This window comes from Aromatoleum buckelii (assembly GCF_012910785.2).
Lineage (GTDB): Bacteria > Pseudomonadota > Gammaproteobacteria > Burkholderiales > Rhodocyclaceae > Aromatoleum > Aromatoleum buckelii.
Map to the genome: position 1 here is coordinate 68,227 of NZ_WTVH02000009.1, position 18,209 is coordinate 86,435.

At 64.9% G+C, this 18,209-nt stretch carries 13 protein-coding genes; 12 read left to right on the forward strand and 1 reads right to left on the reverse strand.

The genetic code is table 11. From position 1 onward, the window contains the following. The 11 genes from GO608_RS06430 (at position 1) to GO608_RS06480 (ending at position 15,051) form a co-directional block, all read left to right on the forward strand. A complete protein-coding gene (locus GO608_RS06430; protein WP_169198851.1) occupies positions 1-1,155 on the forward strand; it encodes a TIGR03088 family PEP-CTERM/XrtA system glycosyltransferase in 1,155 nt (384 codons plus the stop codon). 15 nt (positions 1,156-1,170) lie between these two features. Further along, the gene (locus GO608_RS06435) at positions 1,171-3,099 is read left to right on the forward strand and encodes an XrtA/PEP-CTERM system amidotransferase (RefSeq protein ID WP_169198831.1); all 1,929 of its coding nucleotides are present in this window, start codon (positions 1,171-1,173) and stop codon (positions 3,097-3,099) included. Between the two features lie 3 nt (positions 3,100-3,102). Further along, positions 3,103-4,320, forward strand: coding sequence for a TIGR04063 family PEP-CTERM/XrtA system glycosyltransferase (locus GO608_RS06440; RefSeq protein WP_169198832.1), 1,218 nt, complete (start codon positions 3,103-3,105; stop codon positions 4,318-4,320). Between the two features lie 4 nt (positions 4,321-4,324). Then, the gene (gene asnB / locus GO608_RS06445; protein ID WP_169198833.1) at positions 4,325-6,253 is read left to right on the forward strand and encodes an asparagine synthase (glutamine-hydrolyzing); all 1,929 of its coding nucleotides are present in this window, start codon (positions 4,325-4,327) and stop codon (positions 6,251-6,253) included. Next, positions 6,250-7,476, forward strand: a complete 1,227-nt coding sequence (locus tag GO608_RS06450) for a TIGR03087 family PEP-CTERM/XrtA system glycosyltransferase (RefSeq protein ID WP_169198834.1) — start codon at positions 6,250-6,252, stop codon at positions 7,474-7,476. Before asnB ends, GO608_RS06450 begins: the two co-directional genes overlap by 4 nt. Continuing rightward, a complete protein-coding gene (locus tag GO608_RS06455) occupies positions 7,473-8,789 on the forward strand; it encodes a nucleotide sugar dehydrogenase (protein ID WP_169198835.1) in 1,317 nt (438 codons plus the stop codon). Before GO608_RS06450 ends, GO608_RS06455 begins: the two co-directional genes overlap by 4 nt. A gap of 103 nt (positions 8,790-8,892) precedes the next feature. Next, positions 8,893-10,095, forward strand: coding sequence for a glycosyltransferase (locus GO608_RS06460; RefSeq protein ID WP_247002907.1), 1,203 nt, complete (start codon positions 8,893-8,895; stop codon positions 10,093-10,095). Beyond that, positions 10,088-11,437, forward strand: a complete 1,350-nt coding sequence (locus GO608_RS06465; RefSeq protein ID WP_169198836.1) for a putative O-glycosylation ligase, exosortase A system-associated — start codon at positions 10,088-10,090, stop codon at positions 11,435-11,437. Before GO608_RS06460 ends, GO608_RS06465 begins: the two co-directional genes overlap by 8 nt. A 73-nt stretch (positions 11,438-11,510) precedes the next feature. Continuing rightward, positions 11,511-12,476 carry a polysaccharide deacetylase family protein gene (locus GO608_RS06470; protein ID WP_169198837.1) on the forward strand — a complete coding sequence of 322 codons (966 nt, stop codon included), beginning with the start codon at positions 11,511-11,513 and terminating at the stop codon, positions 12,474-12,476. Continuing rightward, on the forward strand, positions 12,473-13,591 hold the full coding sequence (locus GO608_RS06475; protein WP_169198838.1) for a polysaccharide deacetylase family protein: 1,119 nt from the start codon (positions 12,473-12,475) through the stop codon (positions 13,589-13,591). Before GO608_RS06470 ends, GO608_RS06475 begins: the two co-directional genes overlap by 4 nt. After that, a complete protein-coding gene (locus GO608_RS06480; RefSeq protein ID WP_169198839.1) occupies positions 13,516-15,051 on the forward strand; it encodes a polysaccharide lyase in 1,536 nt (511 codons plus the stop codon). The genes GO608_RS06475 and GO608_RS06480 overlap by 76 nt, the downstream gene beginning before the upstream one ends. 122 nt (positions 15,052-15,173) lie before the next feature. On the opposite strand, the gene GO608_RS06485 is transcribed toward GO608_RS06480, so the two are convergent. Next, positions 15,174-16,595, reverse strand: coding sequence for a hypothetical protein (locus GO608_RS06485; protein ID WP_169198840.1), 1,422 nt, complete (start codon positions 16,593-16,595; stop codon positions 15,174-15,176). 276 nt (positions 16,596-16,871) lie between these two features. On the opposite strand from GO608_RS06485, the gene GO608_RS06490 reads away from it, so the two are divergent. Beyond that, on the forward strand, positions 16,872-18,098 hold the full coding sequence (locus GO608_RS06490; protein WP_169198841.1) for a hypothetical protein: 1,227 nt from the start codon (positions 16,872-16,874) through the stop codon (positions 18,096-18,098). Positions 18,099-18,209 lie beyond the last annotated feature (111 nt).

The following is an 18,209-nucleotide window of genomic DNA, read 5'->3' on the forward strand; positions in this document are numbered from 1 at the left end:
ATGCTCGTGATGCACGTCGTTTACCGCTTCGATGTCGGCGGGCTGGAAAACGGCGTCGTGAACCTCATCAACCGCATGCCGTCCGACCGTTTCCGGCACGTCGTCGTGGCGCTGACGCAATGTGCGCCGGCATTCTGCCGCCGCATCGTTCAGCCTGACGTCGAGTTCATCTCGCTCGACAAGCCGCCGGGTCACGGCGTCAAGGTCTACCCCCAGCTCTATCGCCTGTTCCGTGACAGGCGCCCCGCGATCGTGCATACCCGCAATCTCGCCGCGCTCGAAGCCGTCGTGCCTGCTCGTGCGGCCGGCGTTCCGGTGCGAATCCACGGCGAGCACGGCTGGGACGTGGCGGATCCGGGCGGGACACGGCGGAAGCTGCAGTTCGTCCGGCGGCTGTATCGTCCGTTCGTCAGTCGCTACGTGGCGCTGTCACGGCACCTCGCGCTCTACCTTGCCGACGCGGTTCGCGTCCCCGCCGCGCGCATCGAGCGGATCTGCAACGGCGTCGATCCCGCACGTTTCCGGCCGCCGGACGGGCGCCGCCCGCTGATCGCAGGGTCGCCGTTCGGTGGGGACGATGAGGTGCTCGTCGGCACCGTCGGTCGCCTCGATGCGGTCAAGGATCAGCTCAATCTCGTCCGGGCGGTCGCGCACCTCATCTCGCAGCGTGCGCCCGGCACGGACCGCCTGCGACTGATCATCGCCGGCGACGGGGCCTCGCGCAGCGGCATCGAAGCCGAAGTTCGCGCCGCCGGCATCGGCCACACCGTGTGGCTCGCCGGCGAGCGCGCAGACGTTCCTGATGTCATGCGCGGCCTCGATGTCTTCGCCCTTCCGTCTCTTGCAGAAGGCATTTCGAACACGATCCTCGAAGCGATGGCGAGCGGCTTGCCGGTGACCGCCACCGATGTCGGTGGCAATCCCGAACTCGTCGAGCATGGCGTTACGGGGACGCTCGTACCCCCTTCCGATTATGTTGCGCTGGCCGATGCGCTGGCACCATATGTTGCCGATGGAATGCTGCGCCGGCGACATGGCGATGCGGGCCGAGGGCGAGTCGATGCGGAGTTCAGTCTCGACGTCATGGTCGATCGTTATGCAGCGCTCTATCGAACCTCCCTCGAGGCGGCGCTGCCGTTGCGCCGTGTAGCCTGACAAAGGAACTGCGTCATGTGCGGTATCGCCGGGCTTTTCGACCTTCGCAGCAAGCGCGACTTCCCCCGCGACCTCGTGCGCCGTATGAATGACGTGCAGGTGCACCGCGGTCCCGACGAAGGTGGTTACCACTTCGAGCCCGGTGTCGCGCTCGCGCACCGCCGCCTGTCGATCATCGACCTTTCCACCGGCCAGCAGCCGCTGTTCAACGAGGACGGCTCGGTCGCGGTCGTCTTCAACGGCGAGATTTACAACTTCCAGGAACTGGTGCCGGAGCTCGAAGCGCTCGGCCATGTCTTTCACACCCGCAGCGACACCGAAGTCATCGTGCATGCGTGGGAGGCGTGGAGCGAAGACTGCGTGCAGCGCTTTCGCGGCATGTTCGCGTTCGCCCTGTGGGACCGCAACCGCGAGACACTTTTTCTGGCGCGCGACCGGCTCGCCGTCAAGCCGCTGTTCTATGCGCTGCTGCCGGACGGCACGTTCGCATTCGGTTCCGAACTGAAAGTGCTGATGCAGCACCCGCTGCTCGACCGCCGCATCGATGCACACGCAGTCGAAGAATATTTTGCACTCGGTTACGTCGCCGAACCGCGGACGATTTTCGCCGGGGCGAAGAAGCTGGGCGCCGCCGAAACGCTGTGCGTGCGGCGCGGCCAGCCCGTGCCGCAGCCGCGGTGTTACTGGGACGTGCATTTCACGCTCGACAATCCGCTGTCGCTCGCCGAGGCCAGTGCCGAACTCACCGCCCGGCTGCGCGAATCCGTGCGCTTGCGCATGATCGCCGAGGTGCCGCTCGGCGCTTTCCTGTCCGGCGGCGTCGATTCGAGCGCAGTCGTCGCGACGATGGCGGGCCTTTCCGACGAACCCGTCCACACCTGCTCGATCGCATTCGACGATCCCGCATTCAACGAGTCCGAATTCGCGCAGAAGGTCGCGGATCGCTACCGCACGAATCATTACGTGGAGACGGTGAAGTCGGACGATTTCGACCTGATCGACACGCTCGCCGGGCTGTATGACGAACCCTATGCCGACAGCTCGGCGATCCCGACGTGGCGCGTCTGCCAGCTCGCGCGCAAACGGGTGACGGTCGCGCTGTCGGGCGATGGTGGCGACGAGAGTTTCGGCGGTTACCGCCGCTACCGCCTGCATCTGATGGAAGAGCGGATGCGCGGCGCGCTCCCGATCGGCGTGCGCCAGCCGATGTTCGGCCTGCTCGGCCGCCTCTATCCGAAGGCGGACTGGGCGCCGCGCATGTTCCGCGCGAAGACGACATTCCAGTCACTCGCGCGGGATTCGCTGCAAGCCTATTTCCACTCGGTGTCGATCCTGCGCGATGCGATGCGCCAGCAACTGTTCTCGAACCGCTTCCGCAGCGAACTCGCCGGCTACAACGCGGTCGAGGTCTTCCGCCGTCATGCGGCGACGGCGCACACCGAAGACGCGCTGGCGCTGATCCAGTATGTCGACCTCAAGACCTACCTCGTCGGCGACATCAACACCAAGGTCGATCGCGCCAGCATGGCGCACTCGCTCGAAGTGCGCGAGCCGCTGATGGATCACAAGCTCGTCGAATGGCTCGCGACTTTGCCGTCCGGCCTCAAGGTGAAGGGGCAGGAAGGCAAGTACCTGTTCAAGAAGGCGATGGAGCCGCTGCTACCGAACGATGTGCTCTATCGCCCCAAGATGGGATTTTCGGTGCCGCTGTCCCGCTGGTTCCGCGGGCCGCTCCGGGAGCGCGTGCGGCAGACCGTGCTCGGCGAGACGCTTGCGGCGACCGGGATATTCAACCCGGATTACCTGCGCCATCTCGTCGATGCGCATCAGTCCGGGGCCCGCGACTACAGCTCGCCGTTGTGGTCGCTGATGATGTTCGAAGCCTTCGTGCGCAACTCCGGAGGGTATCCCGCGCGGGTGCCGGAGCTCGCCGCGGCGGTGTGACCGATGCGCATCCTGCACGTCCTCGACCATTCGCTCCCGCTGCACAGCGGCTACACGTTCCGTACCGCGGCGATCGTGCGCGAGCAGCGCGCGCTGGGCTGGGAGACGTTCCACCTGACGACCCCCAAGCAGGGCAAGTCGGCAGGGCCGGTCGAGGAGGCCGACGGGCTGCATTTCCATCGCACGCCCGCGCCCGGCGAGGCCGGTCTGCTGGCGCAGATGCGGTTTACCGCCGCACGGCTCGATGAACTCGTCCGCGAACTGCAGCCGGACGTGATCCACGCGCATTCGCCGGTATTGAACGCGTTGCCCAGCCTGTGGGTCGCGCGCCGGCGCAAATTGCCGGTTGTCTACGAACTGCGGGCGTCGTGGGAGGATGCGGCGGTCGATCACGGCACCACGACCGAAGGCAGCATGCGCTACCGCCTGTCGCGCGCGCTCGAGAGCTTTGCCTTGCACCACGCCGACCAGATCACGACGATCTGCGAAGGCTTGCGCGGCGACATCGCCTCGCGCGGCATCGCGGCGGACAAGATCACGGTGATCCCGAATGCCGTCGATGCGGGCGCGTTCAAGTTCGGCGCCGAACCCGATGCCGCGCTGCGCACCGAACTGGGCCTGGACGGCAAGACGGTGATCGGCTTCGCGGGTTCGTTCTACGGTTACGAGGGGCTGCACCTGCTGGTGTCGGCGCTCGCCCGGCTCGTCGGGCGCTTCCCCGAAATCCGCCTGTTGCTGGTCGGCGGTGGCGTGCAGGAAGAGGCGCTGCGCCGCCAGGCGGTTGCCGAAGGAATCGCCGATCGCGTCGTCTTCACCGGGCGGGTTGCGCACAACCGGGTGCAGAAATATTACGAGCTGATCGACGTGCTCGCCTATCCGCGCCTGCCGATCCGGCTCACCGAGCTCGTCACGCCGCTCAAGCCGCTCGAAGCGATGGCCCAGGGACGCATGTTCGTGGCTTCGGATGTCGGCGGCCACCGCGAGCTCGTGCGCAACGGCGAAACCGGCTTCCTGTGCAAGGCCGGCAGCGTCGATGCGCTCGCCGACGCGATCGCGTCGATCCTCGGCAACCGCGACGCGTGGCCGGGCATGCGGGCGAACGCGCGGGCGTTCGTCGAGCGCGAGCGGACGTGGGCGAACAGCGTCAGCCGCTACCAAGATGTCTATCGCCTTGCCCTCGCCACACGCGGGCGCGAAGCCTTGCTGGCCGGAGCGAGGTAACGCGATGTGCGGCATTCACGGCATCTATCGTTTCGACGCCGCGCCCGTTTCGCCGGCGCAGCTGTCGGCGATGGGCGACGTGACGCGCCATCGCGGGCCGGACGACGAAGGCTGGCATATCGACCCGGACGGGCGCTGCGGCATCGCGATGCGTCGTCTGTCGATCATCGATCTGGCCGGCGGGCACCAGCCGATCTCGAACGCGGACGACACGCTGTGGGTCGTGTGCAACGGGGAGATCTACAATTTCCGCGAACTGCGCGCCGAATTGCAGGAACGGGGCTACCGCTTCAAGACGGGGTCCGACAGCGAAGTGCTGGTGCACCTCTACGACGCGTTCGGCGACGGTTTCGTGCACCGTCTCGATGGCATGTTCAATTTCGCGCTGTGGGATGCGCGGCGAAAACGCCTGCTGATCGGGCGCGACCCGCTCGGCGTGAAGCCGCTGTATGTGCATCGTTCGGCCAGCATGCTCGCGTTCGCGACCGAGGCGAAAGCGCTGCTCGAACTTCCCGGCGTCGGACGCGAACTCGATCGTGACGTGATTGCCGACTACCTCCACCTCGGTTACGTCGCCGCACCGAACTCGATGTTCCGCGACATCCGCAAGCTGCCGCCGGCGACGCTGCTGTCGGTCGAGAATGGCGAAGTGCGGCAATGGCGCTACTGGCGACTGCCGTCGAGCGTGGACCGTCGTGTCACCGAAGCGGAGTGGATCGGCCGCATCCGCGACGGCATGGAGCGCGCCGTGCATCGCCAGATGGTCAGCGACGTGCCGATCGGAGCTTTCCTGTCGGGAGGCGTCGATTCGAGCGCCGTGGTCGCGTTCATGGCGAAACATTCCGCGCACCCGATCCGCACTTACGCGATCGGCTTCGAAGGCGGCGAAGCCGAGCAGCTCTATAACGAGCTCCCTTACGCCCGCCAGGTCGCGAACCTGATCGGCACCGAACATCACGAGATCGTCGTCACGCCCGATGTCGTCGGCCTGTTGCCCAAGCTGCTGTGGCACATGGACGAGCCGGTGTCGGATTCGGCCTTCATCACGACTTTTCTCGTGTCCGAATTCGCGCGCCGCGACGTCAAGGTGATCCTGTCGGGAGTCGGCGGGGACGAGCTTTTCGGCGGCTATCGCCGCTACCTCGGCGGCCATTACGTGCGCAAGTTGCAACGCCTGCCGCGCTGGTCGCGCCAGCTGATGTCGCGCACTGCGGCGATGCTGCCGAGCGACCGGCACTCGAAAGTCCTCAACACGATGCGGCTCGCGCGCGGCTTTCTCGCGTCCGCCGAGCTGTCGCCCGACGAGCGTTATCGCCATTACCTGCAGGTGCTCGATCGCGTGTCGATCGCCGAGCTAATGAACGGCAAGACTGGCACCGCCGACGCGTTGCGTGACGCGTTTGCCGCCGCCGGCGACGACGACGCGCTCAACCGCATGTTTGCCGTCGACGCCGAAACCCAGCTGCCCGACGACCTGCTGCTGCTCACCGACAAGATGAGCATGGCGGTGTCGCTCGAATGCCGCGTGCCGCTGCTCGACCGGGAGCTCGTCGAACTCGCTGCCGCGATTCCCGAATCGCTGAAAGTCCGGGACGGCCGCCTCAAGCACCTGATGAAGGAGGCGCTCGCCGACGTGCTGCCGGCGAGCATTCTCGATCGCAAGAAACGCGGCTTCGGCACGCCGATGGGGGCGTGGCTGAAACGCGATCTCGCGCCCGTGCTGCGCCGCCTGCTGTCGGCCGACGTGGTCCGCGATCGGGGACTTTTCGAGCCGAAAGTGATCGCCCGCCTGATGGCCGACCACGACGCGAACCGGATCGACGGCACCGACGCGCTGCTCGCGCTGATGAACCTCGAGATCTGGAGCCGCATTTTCCTCGACCGCCGCTCTCCCGATGACGTGACGACCGAACTCAAGGCGTACCTTCCATGAAGATCCTCTACGTCTGCCATCGCTTCCCGTTTCCGCCCAAGCGCGGCGGCAAGATCCGCCCGTTCAACATGATCCGGCATCTGTCGCAGAAGCATCAGGTGACGGTCTGCTCGATCGCGCGCTCGCATGCCGAGGCGGAAGAGGGCGCCGGCATCGCGCCGCACTGCGAGCGGTTCGAGATCGGCAAGGTGTCGAATCCGGTGCAGGTGTTGCGCATGGTCGCGCGCCTGCCGACGACGGTGCCGTCCTCGATGGGTTTCTTCTGGTCGCCGGAACTCGCCGACAAGGTCAATGCGCTGCTCGCCGCCGAGCGCTTCGACCTGATCTTCGTCCACTGCTCGTCGGTCGCCCAGTACGTGACGCACATGCATGGCATCCCGAAGATTCTCGACTTCGGCGACATGGACTCACAGAAGTGGCTCGAATACGTGCGCTACAAGCCTTTCCCGCTGAAGCTCGGCTACTGGCTCGAAGGCAGCAAGATGGAGCGGGAGGAGAGGCGGCTCGCGCCGCTGTTCGACCTGTGCACCGCGACGACGCGCGCGGAGTGGGAGACGCTCGAAAGCTACGGCACCGGCGTCGCGACGGACTGGTTCCCGAACGGGGTGGATGCCGAGTTCTTCAAGCCCGACGGCGACGGATACGACGCGGACACGATCAGCTTCATTGGCCGCATGGACTACTACCCGAACCAGGAATGCATGTTCGATTTCTGCGAACGCACGTGGCCGCTGCTGCTCACGCGCCGTCCCGTAATGAAGCTGCTGATCGTCGGCGCCGATCCGTCGCCGGCGGTGCAGAAGCTCGGGGAGCTGCCGGGCGTCACGGTGACCGGCTCGGTCGCCGACGTGCGCCCGTACATCCTGCGCTCGGCGGCGATGGTCGCGCCGCTGAACATCGCCCGCGGCACGCAGAACAAGATCCTCGAAGCGATGGCGATGGGCGTGCCGGTCGTCTCGAGCGGAGTCGCCGCAGGCGGCGTGGACGCGCTTGCCGAAGAGCATTTCCTCGTCGCGAACGAGCCGGCGGAATACGCCGACGCGATCCTGCGCGTCGTCGAAAACCCCGCTGAGCGCGAGCGCCTTGCGCAGGCCGGGCGGCAGCGCATGCTGTCGCACCACGCCTGGTCGCGCTCGATGGAGCGCCTCGATGTGATCGTCGAGCGCTGCCTTGCACGCCACCGCGCCAACCGGATTCACGCCAACAGGGAAGTCATCCAATGAAAATAAGCATTTTCGGCCTCGGTTACGTCGGAGCGGTGTCGCTCGCGTGCCTCGCGCGCGACGGCCACCATGTCGTCGGCGTCGACATCGACGCGGCGAAGCTCGACCTGATCCGCGCCGGCACGACCCCGGTCGTCGAGGAAGGGATGGTCGATCTGATGGAGAAAGTCGCGGCGAGCGGCCGGATCACGGTCACGACCGACACGCGCCAGGCCCTGCGCGACAGCGACCTCTCGCTCGTCTGCGTCGGCACGCCGTCGGCCGCGAACGGCAGCCAGGATCAGGGCGCGGTGCTGCGCCTGGCGAAGGATCTGGGCCGGGCGATCGGCGAAAAGGACGTGCCGCACGTCGTCGTGTTCCGTTCGACGCTCGTGCCGGGCACGGTCGAAGAGACGCTCCGCCCGATCATCGAGGCCGAATCCGGCAAGCGCGACGGCGAAGGCTTTCACCTGTGCTTTCAGCCGGAGTTCCTGCGCGAAGGCAGCTCGATTCGCGACTACGACAAGCCGCCCTTCACCGTCGTCGGCGCTAATCACGCGTACCCGGTCGAGCGCCTGCGCGAACTCTTCGGCCACCTGCCGTGCAAATTCCTGCAGACCTCGGTACGCGCCGCCGAGATGATGAAGTACTGCTGCAACAACTTTCACGCGCTCAAGATCACGTTCGCGAACGAGACCGCGCGCCTGTGTGAGGCGCTCGGCGTCGACGCGTTCGAAGTCATGAACCTCGTCTGCCAGGACACGCAGCTGAACCTCTCGCCGGCGTACCTCAAGCCCGGCTTCGCGTTCGGCGGCTCCTGCCTGCCGAAGGACCTGCGCGCGACGACTTACTTCGCCAAGATGCATGACGTCGAAGTGCCGATGCTGTCCGGCATCCTGCAGTCGAACCGCCAGCACATCGACCGCGCGATCGCGAAAGTGCTCGAATCCGGCCACCGCAAGATCGGCATGCTCGGCCTGTCGTTCAAGACCGGCACCGACGACCTGCGCGAAAGCCCGCTCGTCGTGCTCGCCGAACAGCTGATCGGCAAAGGCATGCAGCTCTCGATCTACGACCCGGACGTGCAGCTCTCGCGGCTGCTCGGCGCAAACCGCCGCTTCATCGAAACCCAGCTGCCGCACATCGGCGATCTCTTGAAGGCGGATCTCGCGGACGTCATCGCGTCGGTGGACGTGCTCGTCGTCGGCGTGTCGAACCCGCTGATCTTCGACGCCCTCGCGACGCATTCGCGGCCCGGGCAGTACGTGCTCGACCTCGTCAATCTCCCGAATGCGGAGATGATCGGGGCGCGGGTCGAAGGGCTGTGCTGGTGAGACCGGAGTCAGGTAGCGCCGCTTCGGCGGCGCGGGTGAGATGTGGTCGACGAGCGCCCCGGCTGCGTCGGATTCCCACGCCAACTAACGGTTAAGGACTACGGTGCTGCGCATCCTCACGTTCACTTCCCTCTATCCCAATCCGGAGCAGCCACGCCATGGCGTATTCATCGAAACACGCCTGCGCCACCTCCTCACTAGCCGTCGGGTGGAGGCGAAAGTGGTCGCTCCGGTGCCTTGGTTTCCACTGGGTTCACCGCGCTTCGGCCGGTACGGGGCCTTCTCGCGGGTCCCGCACCGTGAACTGCGCCACGGCATCGATGTGCGTCATCCGCGCTTTCTGACCGTGCCGGCGGTCGGGTCCGCCGTTTCTCCTGTCGCGATGGCGGCAGGAGCGTTGCCGGTGCTGCGCGCATTGGCGCGCGAAGGCTTCGACTTCGATGCCATCGACGCGCACTTCTTCTTTCCCGACGGAGTCGCCGCTATGCTGCTCGGAAAATGGCTGGCGAAACCTGTCGTGATCACAGCGCGCGGCAGCGACATCACTTATTGGCCCCAGTCAGCGCTGCCGCTGCGCATGATTCGCTGGGCCGCCCGGGCAGCCGGGTGCTGCGCTGCAGTGAGCCGGGCGCTTGCCGACGAGATGGTGCGCCTGGGCCTGGGCCGTCAGCCGCCCCGCGTTCTGCGCAACGGCGTCGACCTCGCGCTCTTTCATCCGGGGGGGCGCGCCGAGGCGCGCGCCGAACTCGGTTTCGAAGGGCGAGTCGTGCTCTCCGTCGGAAATCTCATCGAGCTGAAGGGTCACCATCTGGCGATCGAGGCATTGGCGACAGTCCCCGGCGCGTCCCTGGTGATCATCGGCAGCGGCCCGGAGGAAGCGAGGCTTCGCGCGCTCGCGGCACGGTTGGGGCTCGCCGCGCGGGTGCGCTTTGTAAGGGTGGTTCCCCAGGCGGACCTTCGCCGTTACTACGTTGCAGCCGATCTCCTCGTCCTCGCGTCGAGCCGCGAGGGATGGCCGAACGTTCTCCTCGAGGCGATGGCGTGCGGCACTCCCGTCCTAGCGACGCGGGTGTGGGGGATGCCGGAGGTCGTGGCAGCCCCGGAGGCGGGCGTCCTCGTCCCGGAACGCACCGTCGCCGCTCTGCAGGCGGGCCTCGAAGCACTGCTGTCGGCTCCCCCTGACCGCGCGGCCACCCGACGCTATGCCGAAGGCTTCGACTGGAGCGCAACGACCGCCGCCCAGATCGAGATGTTCGAGCGACTCAGCTGTCCCCGCCCACCCGAAGGAGCGTCTTTTCGTGCGTGACATTCTGATTACCGCCATCGTCCTGGGCGCGCTGCCTTTCGCGTTGCGGCATCCCTACATCGGGGTGTACCTGTGGACCTGGCTCAGTGTCATGAATCCGCACCGACTCGCCTGGGGCTTTGCATACAACGCGCCTTTCGCTGCGATGGCCGCCGGCGCGACGCTCGTCGGGCTGTTCCTGACCAAGGATCCGGTCCGCCTTCCGCGCTCCGCGCCGGTCTACGTGCTGATCGCGTTCGTCCTCTGGATGTGCGCCACGACCGCGCTGGCGATCTTTCCTGGGGAATCGGTCGAGGGCCTCGAACGGGTGTTCAAGATCATGCTGATGACGCTTGTCGCCATGGCCGTGCTGCACGAGAAGAAGCACATTCAGGTTTTCGTGTGGATAAATACGCTGTCGCTCGCGTTCTACGGCATCAAGGGCGGCCTTTACACGATCCGCACCGCCGGCGGAGGCATGGTGTGGGGGCCGGGAGGGTTCATCGAAGGCAACAACGAAGTGGGCCTCGCGATTTTGACGACGATCCCGTTCCTGTATTACCTGCGGCTCACAGCCGAAAACAGATGGGTGCGCCATGGTCTGGTCGTGTCGATGCTGCTGTGCGTGGTCGCCGTGCTCGGCACGCAGTCGCGCGGGGCGTTCCTGGCGATCGCGGTGATGTCCTTCGTGTTGTGGCTGCGCTCGCCGCGCAAGATCCTGTTCGGTACGGGGATGGTCATCGCCGGCATAGCGGCGCTGTCGGTGATGCCGTGGTCGGTCGAGGAGAAGATTCGCTCGATCACCGAGTATCAGACCGACGGCTCGGCTTGGGGACGGTTGAACGCGTGGGAGACCGCGATCAACGTCGCGAACGACCGGCCGACCGGAGCCGGGTTCGAAATGTACAACCCCTTCGTCTGGCAGCTCTATGCACCCACAGCCGACGACCGGCGCGCTTCGGATCCGTCGATCGTCCGCGCGGCCCACAGCATCTATTTTCAGGTTCTCGGCGAGCACGGTTGGCCCGGGCTCGCATTGTTCCTGTTGCTGTGGCTGTTCACGCTGCGTCAGGCTTCGCGACTACGATCGCGAACGCGAGGTGAACCGCGATTCACGTGGATATTCCACCTGGCTGGGATGAGCCAGGTCTCGCTCGTCGGCTTCGCGGTCGGCGGCGCGTTCCTCAGCCTCGCCTATGTCGACTTTGCGTACAACGTCATGGTCATTCTCGTCGTGACACAACGATGGCTGTTGCTCCAGCCCGAAATGCAGTCCCTCCCCGTGCGTGCGGCAGGCGCTGCCTTCGGCGGCCGGGCGGCGAGCGCGATGCCGCCTCCGGTATTGCCGGAAGGTGCGAAGTGATGCGGGCAACATGGTGCAGTGCTGCGGCACTGGGCCTTTTCGGGCAGTTCGCAATGCAGCGGAGCGCCGGCCGATGATCCTCCTGCGCGGCATTGGCCGCCTCGTGTCGCCGCCCGGGCCGCGGGGCAAGCTGTCGGTGCTGATCTTCCACCGCGTGCGACCGCGCTTCGACTCGCGGATCCCGCGCGCGCTCCACGCGGAAGAGTTCGACCGGCTGCTCGGCTGGGTCAAAGGGAGCTTCAACGTGCTGCCGCCCGACGAGGCCGTAGAGCGGCTGCGTCACGGCGACTTGCCGACGAGAGCGATGGCGATCACGTTCGACGACGGCTACGCCGACAACGCCGAAGTCGCGCTGCCAATCCTGCTGCGCCACGGGCTGAGCGCCGCCTTCTTCATCGCGACCGACTTCCTCGATGGCGGAGCAATGTGGAACGACGCCATTGCGGCCGCTGTGCGCGAGTGCGAGTCGGACGAGCTCGACCTCGCCGAACTCGACCTCGGCGTGCACCGGCTCGACTCGCCAGGGGCGCGGCGTGCGGTCATCGCACGGCTGCTGTCGCGCGTGAAGTACCTGCCGCGCATGCAGCGGGAAGAGACGGTGAGCGCGATCCGGGAGAGATGCCGGGTCCGCGCGACCCCGGAGCTGATGATGCGCAGTGAACAGGTTCGCGCCCTGCGCGCCGCAGGGATGACGGTTGGAGGCCATACCTGCTCGCATCCGATCCTGGCCTCGATTTCGCTTTCCGAAGCGCGACGCGAAATCGAGGACGGCAAAGCGCGCCTCGAAGCGATTCTCGGCGAGCGGGTGAAGCTCTTCGCCTACCCGAACGGCAAGCCGGGCAAGGACTACACCGACGAGCATGTGCGGCTCGTGCGGCAGGCGGGCTTCGAAGGCGCATTTTCAACGGGTTGGGGCGTTTCGGGCGCGGGGGCCGATCTCTTCCAGTTGCCGCGCTTCACGCCCTGGGACCGGAGCCCAAACGGTTTCGTGTTCCGGCTCATCCGCAATCTCGTCCAGCCCGGAGTTGTGCGCGCATGAACGGCGGCACCGCAACCGGTTTTGCGCCTGGCACCGCCGAGCCTGTCTCGCCGCGGGCATCAGTCCTGCAAGTTGCGAAAGCAGCGGGACTTTTTGGCGTGGCGCGACGCCTGACGCGCAAGCAGCTTCGCATTCTCTGCTATCACGGCGTCTGGCTCGGAGGACCGCCGCATTACGGCGACTGCCTGTTCATGAGTATCGAGCGGTTTGTCTCGCGCATCGAACTTCTCCAGCGGCTCGGATATCCGGTCCTGCCGCTCGACGAGGCCGTTTCGCGTCTCGCGGACGGGACGCTCCCCGACTGCGCAGTCGCGATCACGATCGACGACGGCTGGTACAGCACGGCCGCCGCGATGCTCCCGGTACTGAAGCGGTACCGCATGCCGGCGACTGTCTACGTGACGACATACTACGCACTGGCACGCCGGCCCGTGCTCAACGTGCTGCTCGGCTTCATGCTCGCTCGCTGCGAGCAGCTTCCGCCGCCGGAAGCGCTCCCCGAAGCGGCGCGAGCCCTGATGCCTGAAAATCGCTTTCCGGGCGAAGAGGACCGGCAGCGGATCGCCGCGGCGCTCTCCGATCATCTCGACCGGCTTCCCGCCCTCGACGCGCGATGGGGAGCGCTCGAACGCCTCGCGCAGGCATTCCGGTTCGACCTCGGCGCTGTGCTTGCCGACCGCCGCTTCGACCTCATGACGGAAGACGAGATTCGCGCGATGCGGCATGACGGCTTCGACGTGCAACTACACACCCATTCGCATCGCATGCACGATTTCGTGCCCGCCCGACTACGCGAAGAGATTGTGCGCAATCGTAAGGTGTTGGCCGTTACCCTCGGGGAAAATCCGGAAACGTTTACCCATTTTTGTTACCCCAGCGGTGTCTACCATGAAAAAGTGTTCGGGGTGCTGCGTGAGCAGGGAATACGGAGCGCGACGACGACCGAGTTCGGCCTCAATCCGCGCGGGTCCGAGCCGCTTGCGCTGCGCCGTATTCTCGATTGCGAATCTCACTCCGACTTGGAGCTGGAGGCAAGACTATGTGGATTCTGGAGTCTTCTGAGTCGAGCGAAGCACATGCTTACCGCTCTCGGCAGTCCGAGGCGCAGACCGTGAGCGTATTTCGGTTTTTGACGATTGCGTTGGTGCTGTATGCCGGTGCGCTCGCCGCGGAACCGATTCCCCTATCGGGGGACGCGGGGGGCGCTACTTGCCATTATTACATGTTGGCTGGGAAGCTTGCGTGGAAGCGTCAACTCGGCGATTGGGCGGATGTGTCAGGCGAGCCCTATGGCGAAAAGGCTTACGCTGCAGAGGAATTGCGCGGGACGAGAGAGGGTACTCCGGTGTCCTTCGATGTTTCAGCACTCGCGCGCGAGTGGCTTACGGCGGCGCATCCGAACACCGGAGTCTTTCTGCGCGGGACCAGCGGCGGCGGAAGCATTGCCTTCCATAGTCGCGAGAGTGTTGATCTTGAAAGTCGGCCGTTTCTTGATCTTGTATGGGCTGACGGCAGCCGAGAACGGCTCGCTCCTGTTTCCGACACCTTTCTCGACTGTACAACCAATCGTAGCTCCGGTGCCGGCCGGTTGTTGCGGGTGGGGCGAGACCAAACGACGCTCGTCGTATTCGACTTGCCGCAGCAGCGCGGACGGAAACTGGCGGCGGCACACTTAGGGCTGCATGTGGCTAAACAGTATGCCCACGCGTTAACTGTCGGTGTGTTTCGGCCCGTTCCGGTGTGGGCGGCAACAAAGGTGGTTGTGGAGGATGGCCTTGCCGCCAGATTTCCGGGCGATCGCAACATTGCTACGCACCCTGACGTGATCCTCGCATTGACCTTTGAAACGCCCGATTGGCAACGCGAATGGAAGCGCCTTTCGCCCAGTAGAACTCACGAAATGGTCGGCGACGACGAGAATAACGATTTTAAGCCGCTAGATGGCGCTGCACTGAAGGCAACCCTTAAGAAAGGCAAGAACAATGCCTTGAATCTAAGCTACCCTTTCGCTCGCGCGGGAAAAGAGCCGGAAGAGATCTACTTCCGCTATTACTTGAGATTCGGCGAAGACTGGAGCCCTGACGTCGAGGGGGGGAAACTGCCCGGCATCGCCGGTACTTACGGTAAAGGTGGATGGGGCATGCGTCGCTCCGACGGCAAGAATGGTTGGTCGGCGCGCGGAGCGTTCTGGCGTACTGCTACGGTACCCGATGGGGGTACGGTGACTCCCGTCGGCTCGTACGTTTACCATGCAGATGTTGGGGATGCAGGCACCCACTGGGGCTGGAATCGGGGGCCGACCGGACTCATGCGCAACAACAGGTGGTATGCGATCGAACAGTACGTGAAACTCAACACCCCCGGCGAGCGCAATGGTGTCTTTCGCGCGTGGGTCGACGGCCAACTCGCCTACGAGCGCGACGGGCTGCGCTTCCGGGATCTGGATAGCATCAAGATCGAGAGCATCTGGCTCAATGTCTATCACGGCGGCCGCGCGAAGTCGCCGCGCGACATGAGTCTCTATATCGACAACCTCGTCATTGCAAAGCGCTACATCGGGCCGCGAGTGCCCTGATTCAGGCGTGTGCAAACGGGGCAGGCGCGCCGGATGAGTCGCCAGGCACATCGAGGCAACGTCGGGGAAGGGCCCGGCCTCGCGGGGCCGGGCCGCACTCTCGAAAGCGTCCCTTTAACCCGCTACGGAGTGATCGGTTTATAGATCCACACGTTGCCGAGGGTCGAGTTTTCAACGCCGACGAATACGTCGAATCCTTCGACGAACTTCCACTTGCCGAGTATGCCAGTGCCCACGGTCTTGGGGGGCACGCTCCCACTGGGAGCGGGCTGTCGGGTGACCTTCCAGCCCGTGGTCGAGAGCGGCTCCGGCGGGTCCACTACCCATATGTTTCCGGCTCCGCACCAGATCGCGAAATTCCCGTGTGCCCAGTTGTAATCCATCCCGCAATTATTGAGGTTGATTCCTGCCGCGTTGAGGCTGTTAACAAAGGTCGCTACCGAGCCGGACACGGAAACGCGTTTCTCGCGATTCGACGCGCTCGCGGTATTCAAGTCCCAGAAGAAGAATGGGCTGGTGTTCGATCCGGTCCGCAGTACGATGTTGGACACCGGATCATGCGCGCAAGTCGTTTTCCCAGTAGGACTGGACCAGTAAGTCCCGACCTTCTCGACCTCGTCCAGCCAAGGCGCGTCGATATCGGTGAATTGGTAGCGGTATAGATGTAATGCGGTACTGCCACCGGAGCGAGCACCGACGTAAACCACGTCGTAATAGGGTGACTCGTAACTGTACGCGGTACAGCCGTTCACATGGGAACTGGGCAGCGTCTGTCCGGCGAGATACCAGGGAAGGTCACGGTTCTCCCACATGTTCCCGCCAACCACCTCAGGGTAGGGTGCGACGCGCTTGACGTGCGAGCCGGTCGTTCCGCCGACCTTCATCGGGTGCGACAACGCGGGATTGAACAAGTAGGGGCCGGTCCTTCTGCGTAGCGTCGGATCTCTTTCGGAGGGCCGGACGTAGGCGCTCCCTGTGTTGAAGATCGCACCCCCGAAATTGAGATAGCGGTCGAAGACCGGCAGGAACTCCGCGTTGTCATAAGTGTGCGCGGACGCCGGTGCCGCGTCGGCGCCGTCGATCGCCATATAGGCACTCGAGCCGATATATTTGATCTGGCTGGGTAGGGCCGCACGTTCCCACTTCAACGTCCGGGAGCGCCACCGATAGACGTCGTTCCCCGAATAGTTCGCGTGCCCGCCGCCGTACAGGATCAGGTCGCCCCGGTTGGTGTCCCATGCGAAGCTGCTCCATGCGGCGAGGATCTTGTAGGGCGTCGGGTTGCTCCACCCATACAGTGGGCGCAGGCTCGCGGGTGTCCATACATCCGAGAAGTTGTTCGCGTTAACGCGCCTCCATGAACCTTCGGGCATTGCCAGGACGATGTCCTGCAACGGCCCGATGGCATACGGCGTTTGAGCGAAAGCGGCGTCCGGCGCACCGACGTATGCGAGGGCCGTCAGCAGGACCGGCATGCGGGATCGCAACGACCGGGTCAGGGTGCAGGACAGCGGGGCGGGGATGCCGGAAAGCGGTATTTTCATTGGGGCCAGCCTCCAGTAGTGTGCGGGATGCAAGTGCCCTCCCTGTGGCCCCGAATCCGTCGCCGTGAAACCTCGGGTATCCGTCACTGCAGTGCATTCTGCCGTCCTCGATGAAGTCGAGCGGCTGGTGTCGCGAACATTAGCGTGACACGCGTTTTCATTGTAATTAGTCGTTTCGGTTCGGCAAGGTACATTTCTTCTGCATTAAATTCTCTTACACGCATTTCCGACCTCGGAGTAATGACGATCGCCGGATGAATTGGGGTGAGGGTTGCCATGTCGCACACGCGGTCGAGTATCAGCATCACGGGCTGGCAGAGCGTCATCGCTTTGTTCGCCGTGTTTTGCACTCCGCTCAGTGCCGCTGGAGGTGCCCTCGATCCGTCGGAGACGCTCTCCGCGTTGCGGGAGAACCATGCGATCGTGCTCGGGCGCGCCCGCGTGACTGGCCACTTGAACGAAACGGCGCGCAGCCATAAGCTCAACGTCACCGGGCCTCGCAGCCGGGATTTTTCGATCAAGATGGTCTGGGCGCCCGAGCGCAAGACCGCGTTGTTCGCCGGCGCCAACCATGGCGTACCCCATCGCCTGAACGACGTGTGGGAATTCGACCTTGCGCAGATGGAATGGCGGCTCCTGTACGAGCCGGACAACTCTCGCAGCTATCTCGGACTCGGCAGTGACGCGAGTGACGTTGTGTTTCGTGACGGCATCCTGGTCACGAAACGCGGCGGCCCGGCGGTGGTAGGGCACACGTGGTCAGGCCTGACGTACGATCCCGAGCGCAAGCGGATGTTGTTCATGAGCACCTGGGTCACGAAACAGGATGACGTCGTCAAAATGCTCGGTGGCGATCCGGGAGCACGTTTCCGCGGCCCGCCGCTCTGGGCCTTCGATCCGCACGCTCGCAAGTGGGATTTTGTGGAAACGGCGCGCCCGTGGCCGAAGGCGCCTTTCGGGGCAATGCTCGAATACGTTCCCGAACTGCACGGCGCGATCTGGCACATGAACAACTGGGAGATGCGCGCGACGTGGCTGTATCGAAGCGAGCCGGGCGCTTGGACCAACCTGAACGCGAACTCGGGGGGGAAGGACATCGCGTCCCAGGCGCCGGGGCGGGAGCTGGTCGGCTACTACGACCCGGTTCGAAAGATTGTGGTGGCACAGTGGAAACGGAACACCTTTCACTTCGATCCGAAGACGCGCACGTGGTCACGCGTCCTTTCGGCTACGGGGTCCGAGGCTCCAAGAGGGCACGATGCCCGGACCGCGTTCTACCACGACGCGGCGAGCGGTCACGGGCTGCTGGTAGACCTCGCGGAGAAAAAGGTCTGGGCTTACGACCCCGACGCGACGAAATGGACGGCGCTGAAACCCGAGGGCGATCCGATGCCGTCGGGAAAGCGCATGCTGGCGTATGCCGACGCCGCACGCAACGTACTGGTGGTGATTGACGACACCACGATATGGGCGTATCGCTATTGCATGTCGCGTTCGGAGTGAGCGTGGCTGCCTTGCATAGACAGGCAACTCGCGCCGGCCCTGCCGGTCGTTGCCAGGAAACCCCCACTCCACCGGCATCGGCCAGTGGAAGGGGTGGGCGAGGGCCGCCGT

Coding starts and splice junctions, on each gene's coding strand:
- asnB (WP_169198833.1), top strand. CDS start 4,325: ATGTGCGGCATTCACGGCATCTATCGTTTCGACGCCGCGCCCGTTTCG.
- GO608_RS06470 (WP_169198837.1), top strand. CDS start 11,511: ATGATCCTCCTGCGCGGCATTGGCCGCCTCGTGTCGCCGCCCGGGCCG.
- GO608_RS06480 (WP_169198839.1), top strand. CDS start 13,516: ATGTGGATTCTGGAGTCTTCTGAGTCGAGCGAAGCACATGCTTACCGC.
- GO608_RS06490 (WP_169198841.1), top strand. CDS start 16,872: ATGTCGCACACGCGGTCGAGTATCAGCATCACGGGCTGGCAGAGCGTC.
- GO608_RS06430 (WP_169198851.1), top strand. CDS start 1: ATGCTCGTGATGCACGTCGTTTACCGCTTCGATGTCGGCGGGCTGGAA.
- GO608_RS06435 (WP_169198831.1), top strand. CDS start 1,171: ATGTGCGGTATCGCCGGGCTTTTCGACCTTCGCAGCAAGCGCGACTTC.
- GO608_RS06450 (WP_169198834.1), top strand. CDS start 6,250: ATGAAGATCCTCTACGTCTGCCATCGCTTCCCGTTTCCGCCCAAGCGC.
- GO608_RS06475 (WP_169198838.1), top strand. CDS start 12,473: ATGAACGGCGGCACCGCAACCGGTTTTGCGCCTGGCACCGCCGAGCCT.
- GO608_RS06485 (WP_169198840.1), bottom strand. CDS start 16,595: ATGAAAATACCGCTTTCCGGCATCCCCGCCCCGCTGTCCTGCACCCTG.
- GO608_RS06440 (WP_169198832.1), top strand. CDS start 3,103: ATGCGCATCCTGCACGTCCTCGACCATTCGCTCCCGCTGCACAGCGGC.
- GO608_RS06455 (WP_169198835.1), top strand. CDS start 7,473: ATGAAAATAAGCATTTTCGGCCTCGGTTACGTCGGAGCGGTGTCGCTC.